General features: G+C 47.4%; 14 protein-coding genes. 6 read left to right on the top strand and 8 right to left on the bottom strand.

Annotated features, from left to right (window positions below; all coding sequences use genetic code 11):
* The 6 genes from Q0413_RS11090 to sdhA all read right to left on the bottom strand — a co-directional run.
* The coding region (locus Q0413_RS11090; RefSeq protein ID WP_366939684.1) for a cytochrome b/b6 domain-containing protein at positions 1-172 on the bottom strand (172 nt) is incomplete at its 3' end.
* Between the two features lie 3 nt (positions 173-175).
* Positions 176-1,897 (bottom strand): nickel-dependent hydrogenase large subunit, encoded by a 1,722-nt coding sequence (locus tag Q0413_RS11085; RefSeq protein ID WP_298990530.1) that lies wholly within the window; start codon positions 1,895-1,897, stop codon positions 176-178.
* A 2-nt stretch (positions 1,898-1,899) separates the two neighbouring features.
* On the bottom strand, positions 1,900-3,045 hold the full coding sequence (locus Q0413_RS11080) for a hydrogenase small subunit (protein ID WP_298081638.1): 1,146 nt from the start codon (positions 3,043-3,045) through the stop codon (positions 1,900-1,902).
* Positions 3,046-3,444: 399 nt separating this feature from the next.
* Positions 3,445-4,302, bottom strand: a complete 858-nt coding sequence (gene sdhE / locus Q0413_RS11075; protein WP_298990527.1) for an 8-methylmenaquinol:fumarate reductase membrane anchor subunit — start codon at positions 4,300-4,302, stop codon at positions 3,445-3,447.
* 10 nt (positions 4,303-4,312) lie between these two features.
* The gene (gene sdhB, locus Q0413_RS11070; RefSeq protein ID WP_298990523.1) at positions 4,313-5,287 is read right to left on the bottom strand and encodes an 8-methylmenaquinol:fumarate reductase iron-sulfur subunit; all 975 of its coding nucleotides are present in this window, start codon (positions 5,285-5,287) and stop codon (positions 4,313-4,315) included.
* Positions 5,284-7,164: an 8-methylmenaquinol:fumarate reductase flavoprotein subunit gene (gene sdhA, locus Q0413_RS11065; RefSeq protein ID WP_298990519.1), complete on the bottom strand. Its 1,881-nt coding sequence runs from the start codon at positions 7,162-7,164 to the stop codon at positions 5,284-5,286. The genes sdhB and sdhA overlap by 4 nt, the downstream gene beginning before the upstream one ends.
* Positions 7,165-7,305: 141 nt before the next feature.
* On the opposite strand from sdhA, the gene Q0413_RS11060 reads away from it, so the two are divergent.
* Positions 7,306-8,211: a LysR family transcriptional regulator gene (locus tag Q0413_RS11060; protein ID WP_298990517.1), complete on the top strand. Its 906-nt coding sequence runs from the start codon at positions 7,306-7,308 to the stop codon at positions 8,209-8,211.
* 204 nt (positions 8,212-8,415) lie between these two features.
* On the opposite strand, the gene Q0413_RS11055 is transcribed toward Q0413_RS11060, so the two are convergent.
* Positions 8,416-10,032: a phosphoethanolamine transferase gene (locus Q0413_RS11055; protein WP_298990515.1), complete on the bottom strand. Its 1,617-nt coding sequence runs from the start codon at positions 10,030-10,032 to the stop codon at positions 8,416-8,418.
* A gap of 206 nt (positions 10,033-10,238) precedes the next feature.
* Here Q0413_RS11055 and Q0413_RS11050 point away from each other — a divergent pair, with 206 nt between their 5' ends.
* The 5 genes from Q0413_RS11050 to Q0413_RS11030 all read left to right on the top strand — a co-directional run bounded on the left by Q0413_RS11050 (position 10,239) and on the right by Q0413_RS11030 (position 13,891).
* Positions 10,239-10,760, top strand: a complete 522-nt coding sequence (locus tag Q0413_RS11050; protein WP_298990512.1) for a PepSY domain-containing protein — start codon at positions 10,239-10,241, stop codon at positions 10,758-10,760.
* Positions 10,757-10,903, top strand: coding sequence for a hypothetical protein (locus tag Q0413_RS11045; RefSeq protein WP_298990507.1), 147 nt, complete (start codon positions 10,757-10,759; stop codon positions 10,901-10,903). Before Q0413_RS11050 ends, Q0413_RS11045 begins: the two co-directional genes overlap by 4 nt.
* 207 nt (positions 10,904-11,110) lie before the next feature.
* The gene (locus Q0413_RS11040) at positions 11,111-11,359 is read left to right on the top strand and encodes a hypothetical protein (protein WP_298990502.1); all 249 of its coding nucleotides are present in this window, start codon (positions 11,111-11,113) and stop codon (positions 11,357-11,359) included.
* Positions 11,360-11,517: 158 nt separating this feature from the next.
* Positions 11,518-12,180, top strand: a complete 663-nt coding sequence (locus tag Q0413_RS11035) for a response regulator transcription factor (RefSeq protein WP_298990497.1) — start codon at positions 11,518-11,520, stop codon at positions 12,178-12,180.
* On the top strand, positions 12,164-13,891 hold the full coding sequence (locus Q0413_RS11030) for a sensor histidine kinase (protein WP_298990492.1): 1,728 nt from the start codon (positions 12,164-12,166) through the stop codon (positions 13,889-13,891). Before Q0413_RS11035 ends, Q0413_RS11030 begins: the two co-directional genes overlap by 17 nt.
* Positions 13,892-14,715: 824 nt before the next feature.
* On the opposite strand, the gene Q0413_RS11025 is transcribed toward Q0413_RS11030, so the two are convergent.
* A partial coding sequence (locus tag Q0413_RS11025; protein WP_298990489.1) for an EFR1 family ferrodoxin occupies positions 14,716-15,317 on the bottom strand: 602 nt, incomplete at its 5' end.

Raw genomic sequence — 15,317 nt, 5'->3', positions numbered from 1 at the left:
ATCTAAATTTAGCCTGCATGAAAAGCACCGGCTCGGGATTAATCTCGGGCGCGGTGAAAACAAAGGCGATGTAATATCCGGTAATCACCAAAATCGTAATGCAAAGCGCACGCAGCCAGTGCGTGAGCCTAAGACCGATGGAGAACTCGTATTCCGCAAATCTTTTTTTCATCGTTTATCCTTTGCTGGGATCTACCCTATAGCAGCCAAGCTCCGCTCCTTTAGCGTCCATTACGTGCACGGCGCAGGCGATACAAGGATCGAATGAATGGATGCGGCGGATGATCTCTAGCGGCTTGGAAAGATCGGCAAGCTTAAGTCCGATCAAGCAGGATTCATAAGCGCCCATAGCGCCGTCTTTATCCTTCGGTGTGGCGTTCCAAGTAGACGGCACGACCGCCTGCCAGTTTTTGATGACGCCCTTTTCGATCCTGCACCAGTGGCTAAGTGCGCCGCGCGGCACATGACCGATATAGCGACCTTTGTACTCTTTGGAGTTATCGATTACATATTTTGCGCAGGTCTGCGTATCGCCGCTTTTGATGTTTGCGGTCAAATTTTCTAGCGCAATCAGTCCGTTGTCGGCTACGACTTTAGCCTCGATCATACGGCACGCCGTTCGTCCAAGCGTCGAAAATACCGCCTCAAGCGGCAAACCGGCGTCTTTTAGGAATTGATCCACGACCTTTACTACGCGCTCGTTTTTCTTAGCGTAATTTACCACGATATTTGCAAGCGGTCCTACCTGAAGCGGCTTGCCGTCGTAGCGCGGAGCCTTGATCCAGGTATACTTGCCCTGGGTATCGAGCACCTTCGTATGCGCTTCTTTGCCGTGCGCGTCGATGCTCTGTCCGTCCTTAAGGCCCGTATAATTCGGCTCTTGCTCGCCGTCGTAAGGATGAAGCGCCGCATCGTTTTTATACCACGCATGCGTTGCCTCCTCGGTAATCTTGTTCTCATCAAGCTCCAAAACCTTGTTAATATCGCCGTTCATAATCATGCCGCTTTGAAATAGCCATTCGTTCTTTGAAAGCTGGAATTCTTGATGAGTCCATAAATTTGCCACGCCGATATCGTTTAGCACGCTAGGCTCGTTGCCGTAAGCCTTCGCAGCCATTACGAGATCAGGATAGTAGGCGCGATTTACGAAGTCCGCGACCTCTTTAAATTTAGACATATATTCGCCCAGTCTCGCAGGGCTTAGGATATCCATTACGCAGGTTACGCCGCCTACGGTGAGGCTTTGCGGATGAGGCTGTTTCGCACCGAATATCGCCATCATCTGAGCCGCCGTGCGCTGAATGCGCAAACACTCAAGATAGTGCGAAAGAGCGATTAAATTTTGCTCCGGGCTAAGCTTATATGTTGGGTGGCCAAAGTAGGCGTTGGCAAAAGGTCCTAAAGCGCCTTTCTTAACAAAAGCGCCCACGCGATCTTGCACCTCTTTTAGTTTATCCGCACCGCACGCATAAGGGGTGTCGCAGTATTTAAACGCCTCCTCGCTCGCCTTTTTAGGATCGGCGCTAAGAGCGCTTACTACGTCTACGAAATCAAGCCCGTGGAGTTGATAAAAATGCACCGGATGATCGTGCAAAAATAGCGCATTAGCCATCAGCGTGCGCGTCAGCAAGGCATTTAGCGGCGGAGTGATGCCGAGGGCATTTTCTACCGCGACGATGCCCGCTTTGTAGTGCGAGAAGGTGCAGACGCCGCAAATTCTTTGCATAAAAAATCCAGCGTCGCGAGGATCTCTATTTTTTACTATGGTCTCAAGCCCGCGCCATAGCGTCGAGCTACTATAGGCTTCACGTACGACGTTTTCATCATCCACTACGACCTCTATTCTTAAATGTCCCTCTATTCTGGTTATCGGATCTATTACGATTCTTTGCGACATGATTATTCCCCTTTATCTTTCTTAAATGACGCAATCGCCGCGTGTGCCGCTACCGCAACACCCGTGATCGCTAAAATTCCGACACCTATCTTATCTGCGGTAGCATCAGCGCCGAGCCCGCCGAAAACGCTTTCGTAAAGGCGATCCGCCAAAGGCTCCTCAAAAGGTCCCATATGATCCCAAAAATCAGGTTCCGAGCAGCCTATACAGCCGTGACCCGCCTGTACCGGCCAGCTAGTGTGGGAGTTGAAGCGCTCGCGCGAGCAGTTATTAAACGTATAAGGGCCCTTGCAGCCTACTTTATAAAGGCAATATCCGTCCTTTGCGCCCGCATCGCCGAAGCTTTCTACAAACTCGCCCGCGTCGAAATGCCCGCGGCGCTCGCATAGATCGTGGATGCGCAGCCCGTAAGCCCATTTCGGTCGGTTGTAAACATCAAGGCTTGGAAGCGTGCCGAAAAGGATGAAATTTAGCACGTTGCCGACGATATTTTTTTCGCTAGGCGGACAGCCCGGGACGTTGATGACGGGCTTATTTATGATTTTGTCCAAACCTACGGCACCGGTCGGATTCGGAGCCGCGGCTTGGATACCGCCGAAGCTCGAACAGGTGCCGATCGCAAATATCGCCGCAGCGCCTTCGGCAGCGTGCTTGCAGTGCTGAGCTCCGCTCTTGCCCTCAGGACCCACGGTTAGGAAAAATTCATTCTCGCCGCTTGGAATTCCACCCTCTACCATCAAGATATAGCGCCCCTTATATTTTTCGATCGCGCCCTCTAAATTTTCCTCGGCTTGCCAGCCTGCGGCAGCCATTATCGTCTCGTGATATTCTAGGCTGATGTAATCAAATATGAGGCTATCGATCGTAGGCGTATCGGTGCGTAGCAAGCTCTCGCTACAGCCCGTGCACTCCGCCATATGAAGCCAGATCACTGGCAAGCGATCCGCAAGCTCCGCAGCTCGCGCCACGCTCGGTGCAAATGCGGCTGGAAGCCCTAGCATCGCGGTCATCGCTCCGCTCCATTTCATAAAATCGCGGCGCGAAAAACCCTTGCTCTTAAGCCTTTCTTGTATGCTTTCCTCCGCTTTTATTTGCGGCAAACGCTCAACGGCATCAAGTCTAGCCGAAATTTGAGCTAAATCAACCATAATGTCCTCCTGAAATTTAGGATATTTTTAAATGGCATTCTATCAAAATTTAGAATTTATGCACCTTAAATTTCGTTAGATTTAATTAAAATTTTATATTTATTCATCGCCTAGCAGGTTTTAAACTTAAAAATAAAAGGCAGATTAAAATTTAGCGCGGTGGGCTAAACTTTAAATTACGACAGAGAAAGCATTAAATTTTATGAAGCGTTAAATTTTACGAAGCAGTGAAATTTTATCCAAAAATTTTATAGTAGCGAAAAGTATTTTAGAATAAAGCAGGCGTAGGTTGGATGATTTTGTGCGATACTCGCTAGACGCACTATGTGTGCGCCGCAGCGAAGTATTTTTGTAAAATCATCCGTTAAATTTTAGAAAATTCTAAAAATTTCTCAAAAACTAGCTTACCAATCTCGTTGCATCTTGGATATTGATGTTTAGTCCAAGCTGTTCGTTGCTTAGCCCGAGTGCAAGGCCTACCAGCTGAGATAGATGGATGATCGGCTTTCTTACCTTGGAGTTCATCGCTTCTTGGTATCGCTCCTGATAGATATCTAGCTGCATCTGACATAGCGGACAAGGTGTAACTACTACGTCCGCTCCATGCTCGGCAGCGTCATTTACGATCTCGCTTGACATCTTTTGAACCGATTTTACCGCTGGATAGCTAGCGTGAAAGCCGCAGCAATCAAGGCGTTTTTCAAAAGGTACGATCTGAGCACCAAGTGCGCTAACTACCGCTTCAAAGCTTTTCGGATTGGTCGAGCTTTCTTTTTTAAGCTCGCGCTCCGGTCTTAATGAGTGACAGCCGTAAAATAGAGCTACTTTTAAATTTGTTAGCGGCCTCGTGACCTTAGCTTTTAACGTGTCTAAGCTTTGATATAGAACCCAAAGCAGGCTCGTTATCTCGGTGCTTCCCTGATACTGCATACCGCCCTCTTTTAAAAAGGTATTGATATAGCTTTTAGCACCCTTATCCAAAGCAAGCTTTGCTTTAGTTAGAGTTAGCATACAGGTGGAGCAGGTAGTTAGCAGAGGCATATTCATACCCTCGGCTAGCGCGATGTTTCTGGCATTAGCCACTAGGCTTGCCATAGGATCGACGCATTGAGCTTGACTAGCCCCGCAGCAGCTCCAGCCCTTTATCTCGTGAAGTTTAATACCCAGTACCGGAGCGATCGCTTCAAGTGAAATTTTAGATTCCTTTGCGGCTTGACTTAAAACGCAACCCGGGAAAAATGCAAATTCGTTATTCATCCTCTCCTCCTTATTCTATCTCGCCGCTAGCCTGAGCCTTACGCGCGGCCTCTATCATCTTAACGAGCTGTGCATGACCCTCGATCTCCTCGCCTCCGAATACGTGCAAAGGATTCATCTTGCCCACAGCCATTAAATTTGCCGCTACATCCATCTTGCCCATATTTGCAAATACGCCTTCGCTTCTTAAAGCAAGCTTGATCTCGTTTAGCCTTCCGCTTCCCTCTACGATATCTAGCAGGAACGCCTCGGCATGACCAGGGCCGCTTCCTGCAGTTAAGCCCTTTTTCATCGCTAGAGCGCGAAGTGCGGTGATATCGCTTTGAGCGCTTATGCCTTTAGGACAGCGATCGGCGCACTCTTGGCAGTGCACGCATAGCCATAATCCGTTTAACACCGCAGGCTTTAGATGAGGCATAGCGTCCTTGCTTCTTGAATCAAACGCGGCGCGGTTTGCATGAGTAAAAACAAAGGGCTGCATATAATCGCTCGCATCGGCTCCAAGTTTATTGCATTCGCTAGCGCAGCAGCCGCAAAGGATACAATCCCACTGCTTTTTTACGCGTTCCATCTGCTCAGGGCTTTGCTTACAGCCCTTCTCTGCGCTAAATTCTTTCTTAGGCGTAATGGTCGGTTTAATCTTTCTTAAATTTTCGATACTAGGCTCCCAGTCCACGACTAAATCTGAAATAACTCGGAAATTATTCAGAGGAGAGATCGTAAAGCTATCGGGGTTCTCATACTCTGCAAGCAGAGCCTCCATCTTGGTGTCGCAGGCAAGATATGAGTGTCCGTTTACTCTTACGGCACAGGCTCCGCATATCGCCATACGGCACGCTGCGGTAAAATTTAAAGTGATGTCTAAATTTTGCTTAATAAATTGCAAAACTCCAAGCAGGGTCTTTCCTTTGATCTGCTCCAAACTTAACTCGTAGGCTTGCTTATAATTTTTGCTTCCGTCGAAGCGGTCTATGATAAATTTCATTGAGGTTTCCTTCCGTCAAGAGAGAATTCCGTAACGACGACCTCTTTGTAGCCCAAGCTTAGCTCGCCTGCATCGTTCATCGTCACGATACTGTGCTTTAAGAAATTTTTATCGTCGCGCTTCGGATAGTCCTCTCTGGTATGCGCGCCGCGGCTTTCCAGCCTCTTTTGCGCAGCCAAACACGCACAGCGCGCAAGCAGGATTAAATTTCCAAGCTCGACGTAGTCGGTAAATGCGGTATTCATAACCGGATTTGCATCCGCGACGTGCAGCTCGTCGTAGCGCGCTCTGATACCTTCTAAATTTTGCGAAAGCAGATCAAGCTTATCGCCGGTTCTAAAGATGCCCATATTATCCCAAAGCTGCGCGCCTAGCTCTTCGCGCAACTCATACATCTCGCCTGCCTTGCCCGAGCCGTTTGCGATCTGCTTAAATTTAGCCTGCCATTTTTGCGCGAGCTCGCTCGCTCTTTTGCCGTCACCGAAACCCTCCTGCTTCGCGGCATAATCCGCTGCGCCGAGTCCTGCGAGCTTGCCCGTTACGACGGCGTCGGTCAAAGAATTTCCGCCCAAGCGATTCGCACCGTGGATCGAGATACAAGACGCTTCGCCCGCGGTGTAAAGCCCCGAAATTTTAGTGCTCATATCGTCAAATTTTGTGACTTCGATGCCGCCCATCGAGTAGTGCGCGGTCGGACGAATCGGAATCGGCTCCTCGATTAGATCGATACCCTCAAACAAAATGGCGGTGTGTCTGATCTTAGGAAGGGCTTTTAAAATTTTATCTTTTCCGAGATGTCTTACGTCAAGTAGCACGTATGCGCCTAGCCCCTCGCCGTATCCCCTACCCTCGCGAATCTCGGTTTCGATCGCGCGAGCTACGACATCGCGCGGCGCAAGCTCCATCTTTTCGTGGTAGTTTTTCATAAAGCGCTCGCCTTTATTATTGAGCAGATATCCGCCCTCGCCGCGCGCAGCTTCGGTAATGAGCGCGCCGCCGCTTTTGATGCCTGTGGGATGAAACTGCACCATCTCCGGATCGCTAAATCCAAGACCTGCGCGCAGCGCCGCCGCGATGCCGTCGCCGGTAGCTATATAAGGCACCGAGGTGCGGTTGTAAAACATCCTCGTATATCCGCCCGTTGCTATTACCAAGGCTTTGCAAAGCACCGGATAAAAATCGCCGGTTTGGATATTTCGAAGCACGACGCCCTCGCATTTGCCGTCAGGAGCGCTGATCTCAAGTAACTCGTGATCGATTAAAAATTTCACGCCGTTGCTAACCGCATCGTCAAAACAGGCGTGCATCAAAATATGACCCGTCTTATCGGCGGAGTAGTTGCATCGTTTTTTAGACGCGCCGCCCATAAAGCGCTGTGCTACGCCGCCCGGGACGCCGCTTTCTTTGCCATCCACGCTGCCGCTAGCATTTCTGGAAAACAGCGTGCCGATGTAATCCATCTCGGCAATCGTAGGGCCCGCAAGTTCACAAAATTTAATCGCGGCGTCCTGATCTACAAGATATGCGCCGCCCTTTACGGTGTCGTAGGCGTGAAGTTTGTATGAATCGCCGCCACTGAAACTCGTAACGCCGTTGATACCGCCTTCCGCCATACAGGTGGCGTTGCGCGAAGGCATCATCTTCGTAGCTACGACGACGCTAAGATTTGGATTGCTCTTTCTTACCGCTACGGCTGCACGCAAACCCGCGCCTCCCGAGCCGATAACGAGTACATCCACACTAGGAAGGCCGCCTTCGTTGCCGCCGTCTGCGCTTTTACTCTTGTCGGTATCCACGCAGCCGCTAAGGCTAAGCGCGCCGACGCTGATACAGGCGGATTTTAAGAAATCGCGTCTGTTGAAATTTGATTCGCTCATTTTCCTCTCCATTTGAGAAATTCTTAGCTTAAGTTTAAAGTTCTAAACTAAAAGCGTAATTTTAGTTTCATTTTTAACATAAGTCAAATATTATTTAGTGTATCATTTCATAAGAATTGAGTTATCAATTGGAGGGGCTAAATGAATTTGCATCGCATGGAGCTAGTATTAAAAGTAGCAGAATTCCGTAGCTTTACTAAGGCTGCCGAGGCACTTAAAATCCCGCAGCCGTCGCTATCGCAGAGCATTTTATCACTGGAACGTGAGCTTGGAACGCAGCTTTTTAACCGCACGAGTAATCCCATTTCGCTTACGCACGCGGGAAAAATTTATGCTAGTAAAGCCAAAGTCATTTTTGACGCCATAAACGACCTAAAAAACGATATCTCTGAAATAAGCGGCGTAAAAAATGATAAAATTCGCATCGGTTTTTCGCAAAACGGCTATAATCTACTGCCGTCGCTACTGCCGATGTTTTGCAAGAAATTTAAGGATTCGGATCTACAAATCACGCAGTTTTCTTCTGCGCTTAGCATTCGCGAAATGCTACTTCAAGGTGATCTTGATGTCGGTATGCTGATACTGCCCATCGATATGAGCGGGCTTGACGGGGTTAAAATTCTAACGCAAAAAACCTATGTCGCTCTAAGCTCCACCCATCCGCTCTCGCTTGAGTTTAAAAACGAATCTATTCCCAAAATTGACATTTCGCGCTTAAAAGAGGAAAGATTTATCCTGCCTAATCAAAGCCTAAGAAGCGCCGAGCAGATAGATGCATTTTTTGCCGCCGCAGGCTTTGCGCCGAAAGTGCTGTGTCGTACGGAGACCTTTGATATCGCCAATGCTATCGTCGCAAGCGGCGCAGGAGCGTGCTTTAGCATACCGCAGATGATAAAAGAGGATAAGGCGAGCAGGATAAAGTTCTTTGATGTAGGCGCGCGCGAGCTCGATAATACGCTAATAATCGCCTACAAAAAAGGCAAACATCTAAACCATCTAGCGCAGGCATTTATCAAAACTGCACGTAAAATTTCTAATGAAATTTAAAATTCATAGCTCGCAACGATAAATGAGAGATTGAGTTTTTGCAGCACTTTGCCTCTTTGTTGGCTTTTGCATAAAAATCTTTAGAGTAGATTTCGCCCGAGCTTAGGTAAAATTTCAAACTAAGCTTAAATTAGAATTTTGCCAATAGAATTTTTTATTGCTAAAATTTCGCTCACAATTTACGACGGAATTCAGCGCGAAATTCTAATTTTTCACTCCGCTTAAAATATCCAAATCCTTGTTATACACCTTGGTATCTACTTCAAAAATTCCAAGCAGCGTGTGAAAAAGATTATCGTGCGAAAAAGCGTCGTCCTTATGCGATTTAAGTGCGCTTAGATCGTATCTTTCGTGCATTTTTCCCTCACCTAGCCAAACAATCGCACCGATATGCTTTTGCGCCTCGGGAGCGAAAAGATAGGGCATGCCGTGCAGATAAACGCCGCCCTCACCGAGGCTCTCGCCGTGATCGCTCATATAGATCATCGCCGTTTCGTGCGTCTTAGAATACGGCTTTAAAAATTCTATAACCTTGCTTAAAAAATAATCCGTGTATAAAATCGCGTTATCGTAGGCATTTGAAATTTCTTGCTGCGAGCAGTTTTCAAGCTCGTTATCGCGGCAAACGGGGCTAAATTTTTCAAATTCTTTCTTATAGCGCTTGAAATACGCAGGCCCGTGATTGCCCATCTGATGCAGCACGATTAATACATCTTTGCCCGCGTTTTCGGCGATAAATTTATCAAGCCCCGCAAGCATCCCCTCGTCCCTGCACTCTACGTCGCAGATCGGATTATTTTGCGGAATTTTAAAATCCTGATATTTTACGCGCAGCGCCACACCTTTGGAATCGGAATTGTTATCGCGCCACAAAATCGCCATGTCATCAGCGCGGCTTAGTATGTCCAATACGTTTTGCTCCTCTGCAGCCTTTTCGACGCTAAATTCCTCGCGATTTAGCAGCGAAAACATGCACGGCACGCTTTGCGCCGTCGAAGTGCCGCAAGAATGGGTATTGCTTAGGCTTACGACACCCTGCTCTTTGGCTAGTAGCGGATTAGTATCTCGCTCGTAGCCGTTTAGCGAAAATCTATCCGCTCTTGCCGCTTCGCCCACGACTACGACGACGAGCTTTTTTGAGCTTGTAGAATTTTCATCGATATGCGCGTCCGTAGCGATTTGCATCAGAGGCTGTGAGCCCTGCTTTTTAGATTTTGCGGCAAATTTAACGCCGCTGTAGATCCAATATCCGGGATTTGCGTAGCTGCGTAAAATTTTATGCTCTCTGAAAAACGACGCGTAGTATTTGCTAAATCCAAAAAGCAGCGCCGCGATGATTATTATGCAAATGCCCGCCGCTTTGAGCTTAGCTAAAATTTCAAATTTAAGCGGACGGTAGCTAACGCGCGAGCGAGCAATCAGCACGCAGGGCAAGACGCCCAGCACCAGCACGTAAATCGCTAGTCTCGGGCTAAAAAGATCCGCTGATTCGGCAAAGTTCGTCTGGGCTGCATTGCGGATCATCTCCGAATCGATTACGACGTTATAGCTATCCATAAAATACGCTGTAAACGACGAGATAAAAAAGCAGATCATCAAAATCGGCTTGGTCATATAACGCGAGCTAAAAATTGTAAAAAATAGCGTCAAAAAAGCGATCAAAGCCGCCATGTCGCAGACAAGATAGATAAAATTTAGTCCCGAGATTCCGTAGGCGTTTATGATATTTTTAAAAAACGAGAAGTTAAAAAATGCCACAAAAGCAAGCGAGCTTAGAAAAATAAGCTTCTGCTGCGACGGATTTTTAAAAAAGCTAGGCACGAAGCGTTCCTTGAGATAAAATTTCAAGTTGAAATTTTACGGCGTTTTGGTAAATGCTCGGAAATTCCGCGCTTCGTATCTCACAAATCGCAGCAAAATTTTTGTGAAATTTTAAAATTCCGCGCGCATTCATCTTAGCTTCATCTTGAAGTTTTAAAATTGCGCCATCCAAAATAAATTTGGAAATAAAATCAAAAGGATTAAAGATGAAAAATCTTAAAGCTTTAGGCGCACTCGCCGCTACATTCGCCCTTGCGGGCGCATTAAACGCAGGAAGTTTTAGCGAAAAGGGTGCTAAAGTTTCATTCGATCAAGCGATAGGGATCGCGCAGCAAAACTTTGGTGACGCGACTATAAAAAGTGTAGAAATCGACGATGAGCACGGAAGGCTTGTCTATGAGATCGAGTCGTATAAAGAAGGTAGCGAAAACGAGATCAAAATTGACGCTCAAAGCGGCGAAATTTTAAAGACTCAAACGCAAAAGAAGCTAAAGCCTAGTAAAATTGATTATTCGCAGGTCAAAATCAGTGCCACAGACGCTCGCGCCAAAGCACTTAGCGCAAACGCCGGCTGGGATTTTCGCAAGGTTGATTTAGAAAGTAACGGCGGTAAGCCTGCATACGAAGTCAAACTACGCCAAGGCATAAGCAAAAAAGAGGTGCTAATCGACGCCGCTACGGGCGAGCCAGATCTCGCAGCGTCAAAAATAAGCGAAGGTGCGAGATGAAAAATCAAAGCTTAAAGGGTGGAGCAGATAACTCCGCCCAAACTAGTGAGGCTTTGGACACTAGAGATTTCAGCTTAAACGAAAACGCTGACTATGGTGCCCAAAATGCAGACGCGGCTAAAAATTTAGATGAAAATGCGTAGGATTTTTCGGCAAATTTAGCAAGCGAAACGAGCGAGCGGAATTCCGCGCCCTGCAAGCAAAATTCTAAAGATTTTTCCAGCGTGGAATGTTGCGAAAATCAAAAAAGTTCTTCGGATGCGAAAGATTATAAGGACGAGCGGAATTCTTTGTAGACGCATGACTTATCAAGTGCGCAAAATTTCGCTAGCGAGCAAAATTTCGCCGATATGCAAAATTTTTCAGATACAAGCAATTTAGCAAGCGCGCGAGATTCTGCCAGCGTAGCAAGCTGCGCGGAGGTTCGTAATTCTTGCAAGCCGGTGTTTTGCAGCCGCTGCAAACGCGAAATCGCTAAGCAAAATTTCAAGCTTGGCTGCATAGGATTTGGGCTTTTTGCGTTAAATATCGCAGTAGGCGTGCTAAATTTTTTAGGGCGGTTAGGAAGCGTAGCGGATAAAAAAGGCAAGCGAGATTAGAGCTAGACAAAAGGAGACTGCGAATTAGCGCGGCCCCAATGCTACTGAAATTTAGCGGTGCATAAAGCGAGCTGGTTTACACATCCAAAGCACCGCAAAATTTATGCGTTTTTGGCTAAAATGGCGGATTAGAATTAGCAAAATTTTAAAGGAGCACTTTGAAAATTCTACTTGTCGAGGATGAAAAAGATCTAAATCAAATCATCGCAAAATGTCTGAAAAAGGACGGCTACAGCGTAGATTGCGCCTTTTGCGGCAAGGAAGCACTAGAGTTTTTGGATGTCGCAAAATATGACGCTATCGTGCTTGATGCGATGATGCCTGTGATGGACGGCTTTGAGTTTTTGAAGGCGGTGCGGGCGCGCAGACTGGGCACGCCGGTTTTATTTTTAACTGCGCGGGACGCCAAAGAAGATATCATCGCAGGGCTTGATCTGGGCGCAGACGATTATATGGTTAAGCCCTTTGATTTTCGTGAGCTTTTGGCGCGACTTCGCGCAATTATCAGGCGTAAAAACGCTACTGCGGATAACGAAATTATCATAAGGCAAGTGCGCCTAAATCTAAGCAAAAAATCGGTCGTCTGCGCGGGCGAGGTAGTGGAGCTAACGGGTAAGGAATATAGAATTTTAGAGCTTTTGATGCTAAATCGCGGTGCGATTTTAAGCCGCGAACAAATCGGTGAGAGCATTTGGGATTTTAGTGACGAAGCAAGCTCTAACGTCATAGATGTTTTAATCAAAAATATCCGCAAAAAGCTAGGCGAGCACGGCGATATAATAGAAACGAAGCGAGGGCTTGGCTATGTCGTGGCAAGATAGCAAGATTTGTATCAAAATTTCGGCGATTGCGAAGCAGATTTTTGTCACTACGGCGCTTTTCATATTAAAATTCGTGCGAAATTTTAAACAGAATTTTACGCATAATTTTGCGTGTTTAAAGAAAAGCCGCAAGAAAAATCCCACGCAAAATATCGAGTTAAACCAGACGCTAAATTCTACTCAAAGCCAGGCGTCAAATTTTAAACGGAATTCCACGCAAAATACGGCATCAAATTTTGCGCCGAATTTTTCTGCTACAAGCGCAACGCCTGATCTAGCGCAAAATTCTAATAGCGTTCTCGCGCAAAGTCAAGAACAAAATTTCGCGTCTAAAATCTCGATAAGAAATTTTACTCAAGCCTTAGTCCTTGCATTCTCAACTGCTAAAGAGAATTTTATCTCGCGCGCACTACCTATCAGCCTACGCGTGACGCTTTATTACAGCGTATTTATTTTGGTGCTTGCAGGCGCTATTATCGGCATTTGCGGCTATATTTTAGACGAAGTATCGGGAAGCTCCGTCAGCCAAAAAAAGCTTGCCCGCTTAGTGCAAAAAGCCGCGCGCGAAAATAAGCTAAAAAGCTTTGATGACGGTGTATTTTTCTACGAGCATGACGGACAAGGCGACGTGATCGCGGGGTTTGTGCCTAAAGGCTTCGATCCTGCGTTGCCGCTCTCGCCTCAAGGCGCGCGCGAGGTGGAGCTTGACGACGATGAGTTTTTCTATTACGACGCGCAGATCAAAGGGCGCAGCGTATGGATACGCGGCGTCATCGCAGTTGGCGAGTTTGAGCTTGCGATGAAGCGCGTGATGCTGATAGCTCTTATTCTCTCGCCGCTATTTGTGGCGCTCATCATCTACGGCGGCTACGCGATCATAAAAAGAGCGTTTAAGCCCGTGCGCACTATGTCGCGTACAGCTAGCGAGATCGGAGCTAGCGGCGATTTTACGCGGCGAATAGAACTACCGCGAGGCAAGGATGAGCTAAGCGCGCTCGCAGCTACGTTTAATGAAATGCTAGCATCGCTGCAAAGCGCATTTGAGCGCGAGCGGCAGCTAAGCACCGATCTTTCGCATGAGCTGCGCACACCCGTTGCTGTCATACTGGCTCAAAGCGACTACGCCCTAGCCTACGAACAAGACGCGAGCGAGGCGAAGGAGAGTTTCGCGGTCATCAACAATCAAGCGCGTAAAATTTCGGCGTTAATAGAGCAGATTTTAGAGCTTGCCCGCTTGCAGCGTAGCGTGTGTTTGGGTTTGGCACCCGTAAGCTTAAGTAAAATCGCAAACGAGTGTGCGCAAGACTTTCAACTTTTGTGCGCACAAAAAGGGCTAAGCTTTAGCTCGCAGATAGCCGAGGGCGTGCGCGTAAACGGCGATGAGCTGCTTTTGATCAGGCTGATTAACAATCTTTTAAGCAATGCTTTAAAATTTACGCGCAGCAGCGTCGCTTTAGAGCTTTGCGTCAGTGCAGAAGCGTGCGAACTTAGCATAAGCGACGATGGAGAGGGCATCGAGCCTGCTTTGCAAACTAAAATCTGGGACAAGCTCTATCAAATCGAGCGTTCCAGAAATCGCGAGCAAAATAGCGGCGCAGGGCTCGGGCTAGCCATCGCCTCACAAATCGCAAAGATCCATAATGCGCAGGTTTCACTACGTAGCGAAGTAGGACGCGGAAGCAAATTTAGCGTAAATTTTAAGAAGGTTTAGGCGGTTTTGTGGGCTTGGTGGCATAAAGAAATACTGGGCGGCGAAATTCTTAAAATTTTATCGCCTATCGTTGCTTAAAATTTAACGACTATAGCAGTATATAGGGGCGATGGTGTAATTTTAAAATTAGACCGGCGTCGCCAATAATATCGGATGATTTTTGCGATAGTCGTGCGCTTTTTAAATTTAAATGGGTCAAATTTTAAAATTTAGTTTTACCGCGAAATTCCGCGGCGAATTAATAAGGCAAGCGCTTTAGAGCTTAAGTAGGCCGGCGCGGGTAATTTAAGAATTTTGAGGTATGCGGCAAAATAAGCCTTCGCTGAAATTTCACGGCGCAGTATTACAGAATAAACCTTTACTAAAATTCTAAGATGCCACATTCGGTTCTAGAGAATTTAAATTTAGGAGTATCTAGCGACCGAGTAAAATTTAAATACGGAGCAAAAAAGACGGACTTGAGATTTAAGGCCGCCTACATAAGCGAAATTTTGTCTTTTTGTCTGTTTCATCCTCGCAGCTTACGGCGATATAATCAAAGCCGTTTGCCTTACCTCTTGCTACGCAAGGCAGCCCCGCCGTTTATTAGTATGACCCTACCACGCTCGTCTGTCTCGTATCCGTAGCGGGTGCTGTAGCCAAATTTTACGCGGGTCTTGCACGGTGGTAGATTAAATTTCACGAGCTCGCGGCGAGTTACTTTTTTTGCGCCATATTCGTCGCAAAATATCGCGCTTTAGCCGTGTGCAGCGCTATCAAAAAGTAAAATTTCCTCGCCCCTTTTTACGCATTTTATTGCGAACTTGCGAGGCATGAGCTCGTCCTCATAAGTCTGCGGCGATGGACTTTTCTAAATTTTTCGCCTTGCCTAGGATCGTTATGGCTCTGCGCTTACATATATTTACGCACCTGTAGCAAAGCGTGCACTCATCGCCGAATTGCGCCTTTTTGCAAGCGAGCTTTATGTTTTGCATCGGGCAGGGTTTGACGCAAGCTCCGCAGCCGTTGCATCGCGATGGATCGAGGCTCGGCTTACGCTTGGCAAAGGGGCTTTTGTCCCAAATTTTCATCCAAAGCCGCTGTCCTAAAAACCCTGCGATACAACAAAGCGCGCTCAGCCCCTCTTGCGGCGGACGGCCTGCGCTAAGCGCCTCCACAACGCGTCTGACTTTAGCGTCCGCCTCTTTGATTATGCGCTCGTTTTTCGCTTGCGAGTAGTTGAAAATCGCCACGTCGAGGATGAACGCGGGCATTTTGATATGAGCGCCGCCCGTTATGTTTGCGCCGAATTGTTTTAAAATTCTAGCCGCGCACCCTGCCCCGTCGCCGCTGAAGATCTCCATCGTAGCGAGGATGAATACGTTTTTGCCGCTAAAGCTCGCGCCGTTTCGGTAGAGGAAGTCGCGCACGATACGCGGCAGGTCGC

Source organism: uncultured Campylobacter sp. (genome assembly GCF_938045465.1).
In the GTDB taxonomy this organism is placed as follows: Bacteria; Campylobacterota; Campylobacteria; order Campylobacterales; family Campylobacteraceae; genus Campylobacter_B.
The sequence above is the reverse complement of the archived record's forward strand: the minus strand, read 5'-3'. Positions and strand labels throughout refer to the sequence as shown.